Source organism: Chitinivibrionales bacterium, assembly GCA_014728215.1.
Lineage (GTDB): Bacteria > Fibrobacterota > Chitinivibrionia > Chitinivibrionales > WJKA01 > WJKA01.
This window is the reverse complement of sequence record WJLZ01000053.1, coordinates 1-17,864: the sequence shown is the minus strand read 5'-3', so window position 1 is coordinate 17,864 and position 17,864 is coordinate 1. Positions and strand designations below refer to the sequence as shown.

Genomic DNA, 17,864 nt, shown 5'->3' with positions numbered 1-17,864 from the left:
TCACCCGACATGATGGGGGTGAAAAGCTGGGTTCCCGATGGCGCGTTCAGCTCGAGAGTACCGGTTCCGGTGATACTACCCAACATCGAAAAATCGACATCGCCGGTAACCGTGAGAGTGTAGGTGGAAAAACCAAGACCGTCGGGGCTGTTGATTGTGGTGATTTTTGCAACCGATGTGTTGGCGCCGAGGACGCAATTAGCAGTCGACAGTGCACCGTCGAAAATCACCGTGTCGGTGGCGGCAGGGAGTTCGTCGGGTTGCCAGTTAGTTGCCGTGCTCCAGTTTCCATCACCGCCGCCATTATCCCAGGTTTTATGCTTATATTTCACCGTGGAATAGACTCTGTCACTTGTTCCGTCGAATTGCGTGAATGCAGCTATGGCATTGCCGTTTGAATGTAACGCAATATCAGGTGTACCGGAAGCTAAGTCACCATTGTCAATGCATTCTGCGCCGGTCCATGCTGTGCCATCAAAGAAATTGCTGTAAATACGGTTCTTTCCAATTTGGTACTGGGTAAATATTGCAATTACCTGCCCGTTTGTTGAATCCGCCGATAACCGCGGATCGCCACCAGGGTAAGTTCCTTGATCGATCAAGACTTCAGCATTCCAGGATGTGCCGTTATTAGTGGTTCTGGATCCGTAAACCCGGTAATCGCTACCATCATGCATATGGTAAACTGTGAGGAAATTCGAGCCGCCAAGGTGACAGATCTGAGGGGCATCCTGCATCCCGCTTCCGGCGGCTTTCACAAGAACCGGTGCTCCATAGGACGTTCCATTATAGTAAACCGAATAGAATGCGTTATTCTCCTTAAAAACAAAGAGCGCCTTTCCGCCTGGTTCAATTGCAACATTAACATTTCCCACGTTACTGGAGGTATTGGCGTCTATCTCCTGGGCTGTTCCCCATGAAGATCCATTCCATTTATTTGCATAGATTCTGTCATGGCTATCTGTCGTGTTATATTGCACAAAGGTTACAAAAGAGGCGCCATTGGGAGTATAAACAACTTGAGCCTGTTGAGTAGTTGATGCGTTTGTGGTATTTACCGCATTAGAAACAGTATACGCAGTACCATCCCAGTTTCCTGAAATATACCTTCTCGCATAGATCATTTCATTGGTGCCATTGGATTGTTTCCAAACCGCCATGGCATGACCGCTTGCATCGCCTGAAATCTCAGGGAAAGTTGAATGGTAGTTTATCGCCTCATTTATAGTGGTTTCCGTTTCCCATGTGCTTCCGTTAAATAACCGGGAGTAGATTCTGTCATACGAACCATCGGTGCGTTTAAAAAGCGCTATATATTGCTTGGTGCCGAGACAAGCAATGCGGGCCATTGAGGCATCTGCTCCTGCTGCGGAAATCGCCTGAGGAGTGCCCCATCCTGTTAAAGATGAATACTCTACCGCGTAAACGATATTATTTGTCCCGTCACTCTGTACGAACACCGCCATAGCATTACCGGCATTGTCCCTGGCAATTCTCACTCCGGTTGCAGCATTCGTGTTATAATCAATAGTTCCGGGAGCAGTCCAGTGAGCAAATGATACCCCGGCAACCATCAGCAACAACAGAATCGGTTTTAATCGTCGTAAATCCATAGGCCTTTTCTTCCTTTTTCCGATTTATAATCGAACAACAAATAATTATGCCGTCATTTCCTGATAATTAAAAGGATAAAATCCTTTGATGGTCCTGAATGACCGTTTCAAATTATACCCTGTTTGGCTGAAAATGTCCGTGATGTATGTCACAAGGATGCGGTTTCCTGGGACCTACTACATTATAATAGTACTGATACTGAACCCACCCTAGTATACCGGTTTCATGTAATAAAGTCAAGATGTATTTTAACCGATTAAAATATATGTGCTGAAATGTCGCTAAGATTGCTTCAGGGCCGTCTTTTGGGGATGGATGGCGATAAGGAATGGAGTTTTAACCGATTAAATAGCGGTGCAGGGTGCTAGGGGCGTGGTTCGATTGAATCGCCTCGGCGAAATGATGTTGCGGCAATGGAACGTGTCAATAGGTTTGAGTGGTCAGGAGGGTCGGACCATCACCGTCGATCATAACCCATTGATATTTAAGCGATACTTGTCTTTCGGAGAGCTGAAACAGGCTCTTAGAATACACTTTTTGCCTTTAAAAACATCATTCTAAGCCCTGCTTTAACAAGCACGACCCGCACTGGACGGAAAACATTGGTCCGACCCTCTACAATTCATAAGATGCCCCCAGGGAGACGATAAGGAAGTGGAGCCAGTTTTTTACATAACCGTCGCCGGGACCCTGATCATCGGTATTGGTACCCACCGCACCGCCGCCAAGATAACGAAAATTGGCAAAAACCCGACCCTTGTTGTTAAAGACAAAGGTCCCCGCTCGGAGGCTTGCATCTAAAATCGCTCCCACGATCTCCTCGTCGCTCCCGTTAAGATAGCTGACAGGAGCATAAATCCCGTCGGCCTCGGCGCCAACCCACACCAGGTGGCTCATCCTGTGAGTCCACCGGAATTTCAAGGCTGGCACCAGTCCAATATCCCGGTTGTCCCGCAATAGTTCTCCGTTAAGGGAGGCAAACCGGATGGTGGCATTACGGATCTGCAACGTCAGTCCGGCGGCAAGTTCGGTCGTGGTTCCGGAAATGAAATCGTAGAGGTAGCTGAAACGGTAAAAGGGAAAATCGTAGAGAAAATGCATGGGAGTCTCCGCTGCAAAATCGAGAATGTCGACCCGAAGATTCTGGTCAAGACGGGCCTCGGTCTCAAGGCGAAGGGGTTGATAGAGCACAACGAACGTATGACGATTCTTCAGTGTAAGTTCGGCACTCAGCCGCAGGGCGGGAAACAGTACGTCCTGGGCACCGTCCGCACGGTAGTCGAAATAGTCGCCGTCCTTTCCGAACTGGATTCGATGGTCTAGTACGGCAACAAAGCCGTATTCGACAAGGGCTGAAAGCCGCACGTCTTTAAGGTCATTATCGGCCGCGTTCACGGTGCCGGTGAAGTGGAGCACAAGCCCGGGAATAAAAAGTATCGATACTAACCTGGTAATGATCCTGTTCCGTTTCACAGGGTGCCGCCCTTTCACATAAGTGTATTGAAATACTACATTCTTTTAATTTCTGGCCCCTATTGGGGTACCAAGGAATAAATATAAGCAATGAGCATGCCTGTATCAATGGGTCGGACCATCACCATCGATCATAACCCATTGATATTTAAGTGATACTTGCCTTTCCGAAAGCCGAAACAGGCTCTTAGAATGCACTTTTTGCCGTTAAAAACATCATTCTAAGCTCTCCTTTTTATATTTTCCTGCTATGGCTCGTGCAAATCGTCATCATGTTCCCGGTTACATCTGGCACATAACCCATCGCTGCCACAAGAAAGAGTTTCTGCTGAAATTCGACAAAGACAAGCGGCGATGGCGGCGGTGGCTGTTCGAAGCAAAGACACGCTATAGGCTGTGTGTGCTTAACTACGTCATAATGTCAAATCATGTCCATCTGATAGCCCTTGAAAAAAGGCGCGAGACTATAGCCGGCAGCATGCAGCTTATCGAAGGGAGAACTGCCCAGGAATTCAATGAACGCAGAAATCGAAGCGGCGCCTTCTGGAACGATCGATACCACGGGACGGTCGTCGATACGAATGAATATCTTCTTCGATGCCTGATGTACATCGATTTGAATCCACGACGGGCAGGCATTTGCCGTCATCCCACCGAGTATGAATTCTGTGGCTTGCAGGAGCTGATGAACCCGCCGCTCCGTTATGGAATAATCAATAGAAAGGCACTCATGAAATGTTGCGGTTATCGCGAATGGGAGAGGTTCTGGGCTGATTATACAAAAAGACTTGCTGAAGCCGTTGAATCCTGTGATAATCCCACAGATTCCCGCAACAGGCGCGACCCGCGCTGGACGGAAAGCATTGCTGTAGGGAGTAACAAGTTTATTGCAGGTTTTCAGCGCAGGATAGGAGAGCAGGCAGGGAGCCGATCAATTACCGGAGACGACGATTTCACCATGCTTCGCGAACCATCGTTAACCATATATAATAGCGCTTACAATAGTCTTTTTCCGCCCGAAAAGGATGTTCTAAGAGGGGGAAATACGTTTTTCTGGAGTGAGAGTGCATTATAAATCAACAAGTTACCAAGCTTCTTCATGGTCCGACCCCAAAAAGCTCCGGAAGTTTGTCTTCCGATTCGTAGATGTTAATCACTTTATCGAGTTTGAGAGTCTGGAATATATTAATGATATCGGGATTGTTTTCGATTACACATAATTCACCGTCATCCTGAGTCAGCTTTTTTATGCACTGGAGCAAAACAGCTATGGCGCCGCTGTAGATATAGGATGCCTTCAGGAATTGGACCGCAATCCGTCGCTTTCCCTGAGCAATGTAGCCATCCACCAGATAACTCAATTCCTGCAGTTCCGAGATCACTGTCAGGTCCTCTTCAATGGAAATAACCTGATATTCGCCCTTTTCGTAGACTTCGAGTTTCATATTATCCTTTCGTGATCAGCCTTGCCCAAAACAGAGCGCTGATAACGCCAGTAGAGCCCTGTTTCGTGATTATTATATCAATTCGAAGGGGAAATTACAAGGGCCGCCCGGGCCCTTACAAAATCATAAATCCTTTCTTCACGGCTTCCGCCACAACAGTATTTCACCCAGAACAAGCACCGCGAGGATAATCCAGAGGATATAGCTGATTATGTTTCGGCGGGTATTCTTGACAAAAGCTGCAACCTGCTTTCCGTTGAGGATACGGACCTCATTCTTTTTACTTTCGGGGATTGAAGGTTTCCGATAGGTAAATTCGGTTTCTGCGGGATCGACATTGACTGCCAGCCGGTAGGTGCCGCCGTTATCGGGTACTACCTTGTAAATGCCGGGCGTTCTAAGAACCACTTCAGGCTGATTATCCCACCGTCCAACAAGAGCATCGTTACTGTCGAATATCTTTGCCGATGATGAATAACCATAGTAAGGATTCCGACGGTGAATACCCGCTTTCCAGTTATGGGTGTCTTTTTGTATGCCGGCAAGGGCGGCGCGGGCCAGACGATCCAAAAAGGGGACAAAAAAACCGGTCTCGCAGATATTGTTGGCTTCGGTAATGCCCAGATTGGTTGCCAGAACAATCCAGTTGTGTCCCAGTGAATCGACTGTTTTTGACGCCAGAGGATCGTTGTTGTTAAGCCGCAGCATAGCATTGCCGGGAATATCCTGCCAGTAGCGGTAAACCGCGATATCGGTCTCCCGGATCTTTGGAAATCCTTTCCAGGTGATCGAGAGGGTGTCGGGAAGCACCGGGAAAAAGCCTTTTTCCGTGCTTTTCAGGCGGCAGGAGGTATGCAGATGGTTAAAAACGATTCTGTTCCAGTTTCTGAATAACGAATCGGTGGTTGGTGAAAAGAGGATCGCCTTTCTTCCAAATGATTTGGCGGTAATCAGTGACTGGAGCGCCCGTGAAGGTTCTCTGATTCCGCTAAGCAGTATCAGATCCGCCGAATCCAGATCTTCATAGGTAACTTCTTGTGGGTCCATGGTAATTACCGGGTCCCATCGGCTTTCCTTGAGGGCCTTCAGTGCGGCTGCCAGGGGGTAGCTCTGTTGATAGTCTCCCACAATCAGGGCACGGTAGTGTTGGTCTTCGGTCAAAGTAAACCAGGCGGTATTATCATGCACGAACGGGTCCTTTGCCGCCAGCTCCAGCCTACCGGCCGTTGAATACCGGTTAGTGCCGATATTCATTTGAATCCCGAGGGTATCATCCGGGGGAACCGAAACCAGTTCATGCCCGATACGGGTATTGCCGGCAATGACCGTTATTTCTTCCTCTTCGACTTTTTTCCTCTCCGTACGAAGCAGTGCTTTGAGACTCGAGGGATTTTCAGGAGAAATACCGGCTTCCATGATCGAATAATTCCAGGCCTTCGGATCACCAAGCATCACACAGAGAGTCGGGGGAATCTTCTCTTTGTCCGAACCGAGAAACCGGGTAACCTGATCGGGTATCCGCTTGAAAGACGAATCGCGCGGATACTGAAAATCGCTGATAAGCACCAGAAGGGGGATGCTTTTTTTCTTTTTGCTCTGTTCCATAAAGGAGGTGGTCATGGAAGAAAAATCCGAAGGACCGTGTCGGGTAAAGCGTTCGGTCGGCTCTTTTTGCCGGGTGTGAACAACAAATTCTTCACGATTATGGTCATACGTATAGCATCGGGCGGTTGCCGGCAACTGACGGGCGAGTGAGTCGATGATTGTCAAGCCCCTTTCCCACAGAGCCTGTTTGCCGTCACGATAATCCATGCTGATTGTCGGATCGATCCAGCAGTAGACCGCGGCATCGGGATTGTTCAGAATAGTGAAGGGAGACGTGTTGTTGTAGGGCTTTGAGAAAATGAGGATAATCAAAAGTATAATCAGGAGCCGGGTAATAAGAAGCAGTAATCGCTGGATTTGCCGTCGCTTGCTGGTCTTGACCGCGGTCTGTCTGAAAAAACGGAGTGAGGAAAAATCGAGACGGACAGTCCGTTTACGGTTTAAAAGATGAATAAGGATCGGGACCGACAGGAACGCAAGGCCCCATAAAAAGAGGGGGTGAAAAAAAGAGATCTGCATTAAAACAATCGCCTTCGTTTTTCCATAGCCGCAAGGAGTGCTTTTTGAAAGGGCTGCTTAGTCGAGATGATTTCGCAATCGATCGCCAGCTCTTTACAGGCTGATTCGATGCGGGCACGGTGTTCTGCAAATCCTCCGGCGAAATACTCCCGGGCAGTCCGGGCATCCAGAGTGACTTCTTCACCGGTTTCGATATCATGGATCTTTAACGGACCATCATGGCTGAATCCAAGTTCCAAAGGGTCGAGTATCCAGAAAAGGATGACATCCTGCCGTTTGTACCGAAGATGTTTCAGGCCGTGGATAATGCTGTCGGGATCGTCGAAAAGATCCGAAATAACAACCGTGAGTCCCCGTTTATGAAGACGTTGGGCGATATGGTTGATCGCAAACCCGCACCCGGTCTGTTTTTCGGGAGTCATGTTCTGGAGATATCCGAGCATGGTATTGAGTTGCCGGTTGGTTGATTTCGGGCCGATAAAGAACCGGATTTCATCATCGAAAGCCGCGAGGCCGGCAGCATCTCTCTGACGGATCAGGATCCATGCAAGGGATGCCGCCAGGGTGCGGGCATAGTCGAATTTCGAAAACCCATCGTGGGACCGGAGGGCCATCGAACCACTCTTGTCAAGGAGTATGTGGGCAAAGAGATTGGTTTCATCTTCGTAGAGCCGCACCACACTCCGGTCGGTTTTGGCATACTTGCGCCAGTCGATCTTCCTGGTCGATTCACCTGGTCGATAGGGGCGGTATTCAGAAAATTCGGCCGAGAAACCATGGTAAGGACTCTTATGCAGCCCCGCGATCATGCCCTCGACAATGTGTTTTGCCCGAAGGGTAAGGCTCCTGACAGGCGCAAGATGCTCCGGTTTGAGAAATGTGATCGAAGGGGAATTCATATCTCTCCGCCGTGTTAGTGGGTGACCAGGTCCCGGCTCTTCCGCTTGATAATCTCGGCCATCGATTTGGCTTTATTATGCTCGACAATATGTTCTTTTATGTCCTCTTTGAGTGCTGCAATGTCTTCGGAATGAAAGGCTGACACAAAGAGAGCATCGGGATAGGCGATTTCAAGTTTTTTCCGCACAAAGGGATCGGTGACCAGATCCATCTTATTCATTACCTGTATACGCGGTATATCGTGAGCCCCGAGTTCATCGAGGACCTCATTGACCGTCTTGAGCTGATGGTCGTTCCATTCACAAGATGCATCCATGACAATCACTAAAAGATCGGCATCTCTGACAACCTCCAGAGTACTCTTGAAGGATGCGACCAGGTGATGGGGCAGCTTGCGGAGAAAACCGACCGTGTCGGAGATTACCACATTGCCGATACCTTGAATAAAGGTCCGCCTGGTTGCGGTATCCAAGGTAGCGAAAAGCTTGTTTTCGACCAGAAGTTCCGAACCGCAGAGTGCGTTGAGCAGGGAAGATTTTCCCACATTGGTATAACCCACCAGTGATATCTTGAAAATGTCTCGACGGGACTTGCGCTGGGTATGACGGGAGCGTTCGATTTTTGCCAGCTTTTTTTTCAGATCGTTGATTTTATTCTGTACCAGCCGCCGGTCTACTTCGAGCTGTTTCTCGCCGGGACCACGGGTACCAATACCGCCGACCTGCTGCGAAAAGTGGGTCCATGCATGAGTCAGACGGGGATAAAGCGTGTACATCTGTGCAAGCTCCACCTGAATGCGTGCTTCGTTGGTCCGGGCATGCTGGGCAAAGATATCCAGAATCAACTGGGCCCGATCGATCACTTTTCCTTTGATCGTTTTTTCGATATTACGAACTTGCCCCAGTGACAACTCGGCATCGATAACAAAGGTCTTGCACTCGCCCGCTTTCATGGCCCGGGCGATTTCTTTTAATTTCCCCTTGCCCATATAGGTGGCAGGATCGGGCTTTTCCCGTTTCTGAACAATCATGTCGATTACCGTTGCACCGGCTGTCGAACAGAGCATCTGCATCTCTTGCAGATCGGCGTTAAATAATACCGGATCTCTGCTTGGTGTTTGAAGACCGGCGAGGATTACTTTTTCGGGTGGTGAAGGAATATTTGTATTGAACATAGTTTGTCGGTAATTGCGAGTCGCAATTAGTTGGAAAATGGTACCTTTCTTTTTAAGATTACTTCAGTAGCGTTCAAATTATTTCGGGTTTTGTCCCCTTTCAGCGGGACCGGATTTCGAGTTTTATAGTATTACGATTTGCCCCGCCCGTTTCTGCGAGGGGGTTAAAGTCAAAATTTCCGGATCCTTTTCGGTAACCAGAATGGTATGTTCGAATTGGGCCGATAGGGAGTTGTCTTTGGTGCGGACAGTCCATTTATCGACCTGATCGGTAATGACTTCATACCCACCCAGATTGATCATGGGTTCGATAGTCAGGGTCATGCCCGGCGCCAGAACCACATCATCGCAGTCTCGGGCCCGGTGATGGTAGACCGAGAAGTTCTCATGAAACTTTTTACCGATACCGTGGCCGGTATACTGCTGCACCACGGAACATCCCTGCGAAATGACCCAGGGCTCGATCGCATTGGCAATTTCTTTGAGATGATTCCCCGCCCGGGCGGCATCGATTCCCCGGCTTAAGGCTTCAACCGTAACCTCGACCAGTCGGCGGGCCTGGGATGAAACAGCGCCGATTATAAATGTTTCCGAAGAATCCCCATAGAATCCATCGACAATGGTAGTCAGATCGAGATTCACAATGTCCCCGTTTTTAAGGATTTCATTTTCCGAGGGGATCCCGTGACACACCACATTATTGATTGACGTACAGATCGACTTGGGATATCCATGATAGTTGAGCGTTGCCGGTCGGTGGCCGTGTTTGAGCGTGTAGTCGTGGACCAGCCTGTCGAGTTCTTCGGTGGATATACCATCTTTAATAAAGGGGCGGATATAATCCATTAAGATGCCGTTGAATTCACCGGCCTTGCGCATTCCGGCAATTTCATCGGGTGCTTTTGTGAATTTAGTACCCGGCCTGCGGCTTTGTGCATGGTGTGCCTCCTGGTCGGCCTGCATATGGCATTTCTTATATTTTTTGCGGCTTCCGCACCAGCAGGGATCGTTACGTTTTATCACTCGTTTAAGAAACCTCCCATAAATGATTTCAATATAATATAATGCGAAATTACCACTCTATTATTTCCAGTAATACCAAGTGATCGCTTTGCCCAAAGAGGTGACCTTTCCGGCTGCGGCATGAAGTTTTCTGGTTGTGCCGTCCAGGTCTATAACCAGAGTATCATACCCGGAGGGGGTTACCGGAATAAATCTGACTTTTCCATACTTTTCCGATTGAGCACGGATTTTAAGATGGAGCTGTTTTTTGCGGACCCTGGCCGAGAGGTTGTAAATCGTCTGGATTCCCCGTCGATAATCCAGCGAAATGCCGTCATCGAACGTATAGCAGTATTCTGCCGTGCCGGTGCTTTGGGGGTGCATGCATATTAACAGTTCGATAGTGGAGAGATCATTACAACTGGTGTGCCTGATCCCTTTCTGCAGAGGTATAAGGGAACGATTTCGGAAGAAAACAGGGGTAGTTGTCTCTTTTTTTGGAAGGGTAATCCTTCGGTTCCCCTGTATCCATTCTCCGGTATCTGCCCGGTACCACCGTTCATTCGGCAGAATCACTTCCCGTTTATCGACGTTTTCATCGACAAAGGGCGCCTGCATGATTGACGGTCCCACCATAAACTGATCGTCGATCAGGCCCAGGGGGAGTTTTTTACTGTCTGAAAATTCATAAAAGAGCGGTCGGAGAATCGGTTCGCCCTCTTTTTCCTGCGCTACAAAGAGATTGTAGAGATAGGGCAGCAGTTTATACCGAAGGCGGATAAAATGTCTGATTATCCGGATCTCTTTTTTCGAAAAAACCCAGGGTTCCTGCCGCCGCGCTTCATGGTGGCAATGGTTTCTGAAAAAGGGAAAGAGAAAATTGGCCTTTACCCAATCGATCATCAGTTGACCGGAGCAGTCATCGCCGAACCCTCCCACATCCGGGCCGTTAAAGGGCATACCGGAGAGGGACAGGTTGATGGTTGTGGCAATGGTCTTTCGTAAATGATAATAGTTTGAGTAATTGTCACCGGTCCAATTGGCGGCCCATTTCTGGGATCCGGTAAATCCGGAACGGGAGAGAAGGAAAATGCGTTCGTTGGGAAATGATTTCTGAAAGCCATCACGGGTAGCCTTAGCCATAAGCATGGCGTACTGGTTATGGTAAGCATCGTGGTGTTCTTTCCCTTTGTTAAAGAGCATGTCGGTGCATTTGACCGGACCGGTTGAAGGGTCGTTCATGTCGAGCCAAGCTGCTCTGATACCGGTTTGGGCAAAATGTTCTACTTGCCGCGCCCACCATCGATGTCCGCGGGGCATGGAAAAATCGGGGAAAACAGTCATTCCGGGCCATACAAGTCCGACAAAGTCGGTGCCCTGCGGATTTTTGCAGAATATGCCGGTCCTCTTGCCCTGCTCATAGGTTGGAAGGCCGGGTTCTTTTTTTATGCCCGGATCTAAAATGGGCACTACCTTGTAGCCCTGTTTTTGTATCGCTTCGATATCCTTTGGTGGTGAAGGAAAGTGCTTTTTGTCAAAAGTAAACACCCGGAATCCATCCATGTAATTGATATCCAGCCAGAGGCCGTCAACCGGTATCTTATGCCGCTCGAAATTACGGGCCAGTTCTTGGAGGTCGTTCTTTGATCGATATCCCCACCGGCATTGCTGATAGCCGAGGGACCATAACGGGGGAGTGGGAACATGGCCTGAGAGGCGCTGGAATTTACGAACTACTTCACGGCAACTCGGACCATAGATAACATACAGCGAAGGGGCCCCATTTTCGGAACTGAAATACATGCACCGGTTATTATCCATATTTCTGCCTTCATAGCCGAGTACATGGCGGGCATGGCCCAGTGATATGTAGCTGCAGAAAGGAGAGTCGATCAGGATACCCATGTATTCGTTTCTGGCTTTGAGTATCACCCAGGGAACGGAAATATAATCGGGATCATAATGGTTTTTCCGGATTATTCGCATGTCATGATCACTCCAGGCATCGATATTCCAGAAAACATGGGAGCTGAAACTCTTTTCAAAACGGGTGCTCCGTTCACCCATCCCGTAAAATTGAAAGGAGGGATCAAAACCGAAGCAGAACATCCATTCGGAACCGCAGATACCAAAGGGCATCCCATTCAACGATTGAAGTACCGTTTTCCCTCGTGCATTTTTCAAACTTATTTCCCCATCCGCCGAAACCGCCAACGAGCTTTTCGGACGGCTGGTGTGAGATACACATCGTTCCAGAGGAGTCAGTTCCGATCGGGTACAGGAAGCGTGGTTTATTCCTTTTACCGAAAGTTGCAGGTGATAGATATCATTAAAAGACTCACTCACAGAAAAAGAACATTCATGCTTTCCGGCATACAGTTTTTTTTTCTTTTTATTAAAGGAGATAAAGGAGAAGTTCTCGGGGTGAGGAAACTTGTTAAAGAGATACATTCAGAGAAAGGACCTTTCTAAACTGACTCGCGACTCAGTTCCGGATAAGCTTTAAGAATTTGACCAATCGGGTAGCTGCCTTCCACCATGCCGCGTATGTCTTTTTTACCATTACAGGGGTAGCTCATAAAATAAATCCAAATCGCCCTGCAAGCGAAATTTGGTTCTGGTCAATTGTGTACACATACGATATAATTTGTTTAATATTCAAAATTTTTGATTTTTCCAGAAGGAGACGGATATCCTATGGAGCCTTTGAAAAAAATCGGGAAAAGCCTTCTGATCGGCGGCATCGTCGGCCTGGCAATGACAATTGTTACCAGCTACTTTCTTTCCGATCTTATCGATCAGCTCGAATACCAGACCTATTACTGGCGGTATAAATGGGAGTATAAGGAGCTTGGTGAGCAGAATAAAGAGAAAACTGCCGATGATGAGTACGGAATATGCATCGTCGATATCGATGATCGGAGTATGGCCGAAGACAAACTGGGATTGTACTGGAACTGGGACCGTTCCTATCACGCTAATCTTATCACCACGCTCAACAAGAAATTCCCCGCCGCAATCGTCTTTGATATTTTCTTTGGAGGTGCCGAAGATCACAATCATGCAAAACGCTTGCAGAAACTTCTGGTCCGCGCGCAGGAAAAAAACGAAGATATAGAGATAACGCAGGAGGTCGCCCGTTCAATGTACAGCGTCGTGGATTATGACAAGCAGTTTATTGAAGCCACCAGAGACGCCGGGAATGTTTTTCACGCCTGTGTGATGACAGGGAAAATGGATTACAAAGACTACGCGCTGTCTCAGATAGAATCGAAAATGACTATGGAGCGCCACAATTCACTCCACCCTTCATCGGCGATTACTTTACCGGGAAAAAAGAGGGAGGAGGTCGTGAGTCGCGAAGTTATTGAAGGTATTTTTCCGCCCCTTGCTCAGGCCTCGAAAGATATCGGCCATGTCAATATCAATCCCAATGTTGACGGTGTCAAGAGTATTACCCCCCTCCTGTTCGGATTCGGTGATCACGACCCGGTTTATCTTCCGATCAGTGTCAGAACAATCGCCACACTTTTCGGCACGCCCAATGATGAAATCATTTTTGAACCGGGCAAGTACCTTGATATCGGCAAACCCTTTAAAATAACCCGGAAGAAAGAGGGCGGTTATCACTGCTCCTATCCTAATGTGACAATTAAACAGGTGAAAGCGATCGTTGATAATGCAGATAAAATTCTGGCTCTGGAGCCTGAGAACAGTTTGCAGATCACCTCTCTTCTGAAACGTGGAAAGACCGATCAGGGCGACCGGTTTATCGAAATGAATCTTCTGTATTATATCCCCGAGGAGTTGCTTCAGGTGCTTTTAAATGCAGATTTGAAAGAGGTTCTCACGCTTAAACCCGGAGAGGAAAAGTCGCTGGGATCGGATGTTGCTGTTGTGCGGGATTCCGATGTCGACTGGATAATAACCGCGCCTTTCGGTGATATGGAATGGTATACCAGCACCGATGAGATAAAGACGCTGGCCACGGTCGAGCCGGAGGATTTCGACCAGATTGCCAATGGAGAAACCGCGCTGCTCTATCATACCTTGAATATCTTTAAAAATAAAGAGGGGAAATACAGCTCGAGCGTCCCGATTTTCAGGGGGCCGATGCTTAAAGAGCTGTGCCGGACAGAATGGAAAACCATCGAAGAGCTTGCACCGGGAAGCAGGATGGATTTCGGGAAGAATGTCCGTATTCCCCTGACACCGGACAATAAGCATATCATCACCTTCTTCGGGCCCAAACGGAAACCGTTCAAATATTACAGCTATTACGATATTCTCAACGACCGGGTCCATGGTGAACTGGAAGGTAAAATTTTTATTGTCGGTTCCACTGCCCCGGCCATGTTCGACCTTGTGCATGTGCCCCATGATGAACAGTATCCGGGGATGGAAATTCATGCATCGATGATGAATTCCTTTTTGATGAACACCTTTATTACCCGCCCTGAAGACTGGCAGAATTTTCTGATTCTGCTCTGCGTCGGCATTGCGATCGGTATTATCAGTTTCGTGCTCAAGCCACTGCCGGGTGCCATTCTCACCATTGTTGCGGTCTTTGCCTATTTTCTGACTGCCCTGACACTTTTCGGCACAAACCATCTCTGGATCGATATCGCCCGTCCGGTGCTGACAATCCTTCTGACATTTACCGCAGTGATGGCATATCGGTATATTACCGAAGAAAAGGACCGGAAATTTCTCCAGTCGACATTCAAACAGTATCTCTCTCCCGAACTGATCGATATCATGTATAAAAAAAAGAAGATGCCGGAGCTTGGCGGAGAAGAGGGAGTGCGGACCGCCTACTTTACCGATATCCAGAGTTTTTCGACCTTTTCCGAGAAACTCGGATCGCCGACCCGGCTGGTAGAGCTGCTCAATGAGTATCTGTCGGCCATGACCGACATCCTCCTTGCCCATTACGGAACACTTGACAAGTATGAGGGCGACGCCATTATTGCCTTTTACGGCGCGCCCATGCCCATGGATGACCATGCGCACCAGGCATGCTATACAGCACTTGACATGCAGGACAAGCTCGGGGAGCTCCGCAACAAGTGGATCTCCGAAGGCGATAAGTGGCCGAAAATCGTTCATGAGATGCAGATGCGTATCGGGGTCAATACCGGCGCGATCACCACCGGAAATATGGGATCAAAAGTACGCATGAATTATACTATGATGGGAGACGCTGTGAATCTGGCTGCCCGGCTGGAAGCCGCGGCAAAGCAGTATGGTATCTATACGATGATCAGCCATTACACCCACGACCTTATCAAGGATGATTTCGAAACGAGACAGCTTGATAAAATAACAGTTGTGGGGAAATCCGAGCCTATTGTAGTTTATGAACTGATGGCCCGCAAAGGGGAGTTGAGCCCTGAAATGAGCAAACTCCACGAGTTCTATACGCAGGGTATCGATTGTTACTACCGGCAGGAGTGGGACAAAGCTATAGATTTTCTCTCGCAATCAGAAGATTTAGAGCCCTACAAGGCTGTTTCGTCAAAAGGCGGATCGCCCAGCAATATGCTGATCAAGCGATGTAAAGAATTTAAAGCCAATCCTCCGGGAACAGACTGGGACGGTGTGTATCGATTGACCTCTAAATAAAGGAGTATGCCATGATCGGAAAAATAGTTTTCTTGCCCTTTACGCTTCTCAAAAAAGCCATTGCAGGAGTTGTCGGTATCCTTAAGCTGGGCGTGCTTTTTATCCTGGGTATAATCAAGGTTATTTTCGGTCATGTTTTGGGAACAGCGACCGGGGCAATTATCGGCTTTGTTTTGGGCAATAAGCATGTGGGTATCAAATTCGGGAAAAAGAAGAAAAAAACGATCAAACACCCGAAATCAAAAGACGCGTAACCGTGAGGCAGGAATAGAGAATGAACGTTTCTGTGCATGCCTATCGATGGTATGCACAGAATTACTTCACTACTTCAATTGTTTTACTTGTTTCAAAGCTACACCGCAATGTTCTGCGGGATACATTTTCTTGTGATTGCTGCATTTCCGGAAAAGGCGCGGAAATAACCACCCCTCCATGATGACTCTCCAAAATTTATTTTAATCACCCGACCTGCTATCCATTGCAGCAGAGGTGCTTTATTATTACAATCATTCAAAGGATTAATGCGTGAATATTTCAAGTCAGCTTATTGAAGAATTCGGTTTCAAGCCATCTCAGGTTGAGAATACTCTTGGTCTTTTTGATGAAGGTGCGACGGTTCCCTTTATCGCCCGGTACCGGAAAGAACGTACCGGGGGGCTGGATGAAATCCAGATCCGGGATCTTCTTCATAAATACACCTATTATAAAGAGCTTGATGAGCGACGGGAGACAATTTTAGAAAGCATCAAATCGCAGGGGAAACTCACTCCCGAGCTTGCGAAAAAAATAAATGAAACGCTCAGCAAAACCGAGCTTGAAGATCTCTATCTTCCCTACAAACCAAAACGTCAGACCCGGGGAACCAAGGCAAAGGATGCCGGCCTGGAGCCTCTATCCGAATGGCTGTTTAATCTTTCGGAAGCCGGCGTTGATATTGAGGGAAAGGCTCAGGAGTTTCTGAACCCGGAGAAAGGTATCGATACAGTGGAGAAGGCCATTCAGGGCGCATGCGATATCCTTGCCGAGAATTTTTCCGATGATGCCGAAGTCCGGAAGCATCTCCGGGAGCTTGCATTCGATGATGGTGAGATTATCTCTGTGGCCCGAAAGGATTTTGTCGACAAGAAAACGAAGTTTTCCATGTACTACGATTACCGGGAAAAGGTATCGACCGTGGTGTCGCACCGGACTCTTGCCATGTTCCGGGGCGAGCGGGAGAAAGTCCTTCGCCTGGAGCTACGCATGCCCCGTGATGAGGGGGTTGCATGGATGGAGCAGCGATTCATTCAGCATTCGGGGAGTGCATCCGAAGCTTTGCTTAAAAAGACCGTTGCCGACAGTTTCGACCGTCTGCTGCTGCTGGCCACCGAGACCGAAATTCGGAAACAGATTCGGGGTGATGCCGAGGAAGAGGCGTTCAAGGTCTTTGGCGAAAATCTCAAGGAGCTGCTTATGGCCCCGCCTGCAGGGCAAAAGCCGGCCATGGGAATCGACCCCGGATTTCGAAGCGGCTGTAAAGTTGTTGCCCTCGATAAGACAGGAAAGCTTCTGGAATATCAGGCCGTTTTCCCCAATGAGCCGCAGAATAAAAAGGATGAAGCCGCTGCGATAGTAAAAGCCATGATACAGCGACATGGTGTCGAGCTGATCGCTATTGGTAACGGCACGGCAAGCAGAGAAACCGATGCTTTTGTGCGGGAAACGATCAAAGATATTCCTGAGGATAAACGGCCGGTCTGTGTCATTGTCAGTGAAGCCGGTGCGAGTGTCTACAGTGCATCCGAAACCGCGGCAAAGGAGTTTCCCGAATACGATCTCACGGTGCGGGGCGCGGTCTCGATTGCCCGGCGGCTTCAGGACCCCCTCTCGGAACTGGTGAAAATCGATCCCAAGTCGATCGGCGTAGGGCAGTATCAGCATGATGTCAATCAGCCGAAACTGAAGTCATCGCTCGAGGAGGTTGTCGAAAGTTGTGTGAACAAAGTGGGGGTAGATCTCAACCTTGCTTCAGAAGAGCTATTAAAATATGTTTCCGGTCTCAACCGGACCCATGCGGCAAGAATTGTCGAATATCGCAACGAAAAAGGGGCCTATTCATCACGAAAAGATCTTATGAGTGTGTCGGGGGTGGGCGCCAAGTGTTTCGAGCAGGCGGCCGGCTTTTTGCGCATACCCGGCGCGGCAAATCCGCTGGATAATTCATCGGTGCACCCCGAGCGGTATGAATTCGTCGAGAAAATGGCTTCCGAACTTAAAGCATCGATCGAGCAACTGATCGGCAACACGCAGGCGCTCCGGTCAATCGACAAACGGCAGTTTGTCACCGACGATATCGGTCTGCCGACAATCGACGACATTATCGCCGAGCTCGATAAGCCCGGACGGGACCCTCGTGCTGAGTTTACTTATGCGGTTTTCGACGATAAAATCCAGGAGATTTCCGATCTTGCACCCGATATGGTTCTTGAAGGCACCGTGACCAATGTGGCCAATTTCGGCGCCTTTGT

At 48.5% G+C, this 17,864-nt stretch carries 13 protein-coding genes; 5 read left to right on the top strand and 8 right to left on the bottom strand.

Annotated elements, in window-relative coordinates; genetic code table 11:
* Both GF401_03635 and GF401_03630 read right to left on the bottom strand, forming a co-directional pair.
* Positions 1–1,613: hypothetical protein (locus GF401_03635; GenBank protein MBD3344136.1), on the bottom strand; the 1,613-nt coding region annotated here is incomplete at its 3' end.
* Positions 1,614–2,229: 616 nt separating this feature from the next.
* Positions 2,230–3,087, bottom strand: a complete 858-nt coding sequence (locus GF401_03630) for a hypothetical protein (GenBank protein MBD3344135.1) — start codon at positions 3,085–3,087, stop codon at positions 2,230–2,232.
* Positions 3,088–3,337: 250 nt separating this feature from the next.
* On the opposite strand from GF401_03630, the gene GF401_03625 reads away from it, so the two are divergent.
* A complete protein-coding gene (locus tag GF401_03625) occupies positions 3,338–4,162 on the top strand; it encodes a transposase (GenBank protein MBD3344134.1) in 825 nt (274 codons plus the stop codon).
* A 22-nt stretch (positions 4,163–4,184) separates the two neighbouring features.
* On the opposite strand, the gene GF401_03620 is transcribed toward GF401_03625, so the two are convergent.
* The 6 genes from GF401_03620 to GF401_03595 all read right to left on the bottom strand — a co-directional run bounded on the left by GF401_03620 (position 4,185) and on the right by GF401_03595 (position 12,183).
* Positions 4,185–4,532 carry a hypothetical protein gene (locus tag GF401_03620; GenBank protein MBD3344133.1) on the bottom strand — a complete coding sequence of 116 codons (348 nt, stop codon included), beginning with the start codon at positions 4,530–4,532 and terminating at the stop codon, positions 4,185–4,187.
* Positions 4,533–4,670: 138 nt separating this feature from the next.
* A complete protein-coding gene (locus GF401_03615) occupies positions 4,671–6,656 on the bottom strand; it encodes a hypothetical protein (protein MBD3344132.1) in 1,986 nt (661 codons plus the stop codon).
* Positions 6,656–7,555, bottom strand: a complete 900-nt coding sequence (locus GF401_03610; GenBank protein MBD3344131.1) for a DUF58 domain-containing protein — start codon at positions 7,553–7,555, stop codon at positions 6,656–6,658. The genes GF401_03615 and GF401_03610 overlap by 1 nt, the downstream gene beginning before the upstream one ends.
* Before the next feature lie 14 nt (positions 7,556–7,569).
* On the bottom strand, positions 7,570–8,730 hold the full coding sequence (gene hflX / locus GF401_03605; GenBank protein MBD3344130.1) for a GTPase HflX: 1,161 nt from the start codon (positions 8,728–8,730) through the stop codon (positions 7,570–7,572).
* 123 nt (positions 8,731–8,853) lie between these two features.
* Positions 8,854–9,753, bottom strand: a complete 900-nt coding sequence (map, locus tag GF401_03600) for a type I methionyl aminopeptidase (GenBank protein ID MBD3344129.1) — start codon at positions 9,751–9,753, stop codon at positions 8,854–8,856.
* A gap of 60 nt (positions 9,754–9,813) precedes the next feature.
* The gene (locus GF401_03595; protein MBD3344128.1) at positions 9,814–12,183 is read right to left on the bottom strand and encodes a hypothetical protein; all 2,370 of its coding nucleotides are present in this window, start codon (positions 12,181–12,183) and stop codon (positions 9,814–9,816) included.
* Positions 12,184–12,429: 246 nt separating this feature from the next.
* Between GF401_03595 and GF401_03590 the strand changes: the two genes are divergently transcribed.
* From GF401_03590 to GF401_03575, 4 genes are all read left to right on the top strand, one after another.
* Positions 12,430–15,357, top strand: a complete 2,928-nt coding sequence (locus GF401_03590; protein MBD3344127.1) for a CHASE2 domain-containing protein — start codon at positions 12,430–12,432, stop codon at positions 15,355–15,357.
* Positions 15,358–15,368: 11 nt separating this feature from the next.
* Positions 15,369–15,611: a hypothetical protein gene (locus tag GF401_03585; protein ID MBD3344126.1), complete on the top strand. Its 243-nt coding sequence runs from the start codon at positions 15,369–15,371 to the stop codon at positions 15,609–15,611.
* Between the two features lie 20 nt (positions 15,612–15,631).
* Complete coding sequence (locus GF401_03580; GenBank protein MBD3344125.1) at positions 15,632–15,793, top strand: hypothetical protein; 162 nt, start codon at positions 15,632–15,634, stop codon at positions 15,791–15,793.
* A gap of 89 nt (positions 15,794–15,882) precedes the next feature.
* The coding region (locus tag GF401_03575; protein MBD3344124.1) for an RNA-binding transcriptional accessory protein at positions 15,883–17,864 on the top strand (1,982 nt) is incomplete at its 3' end.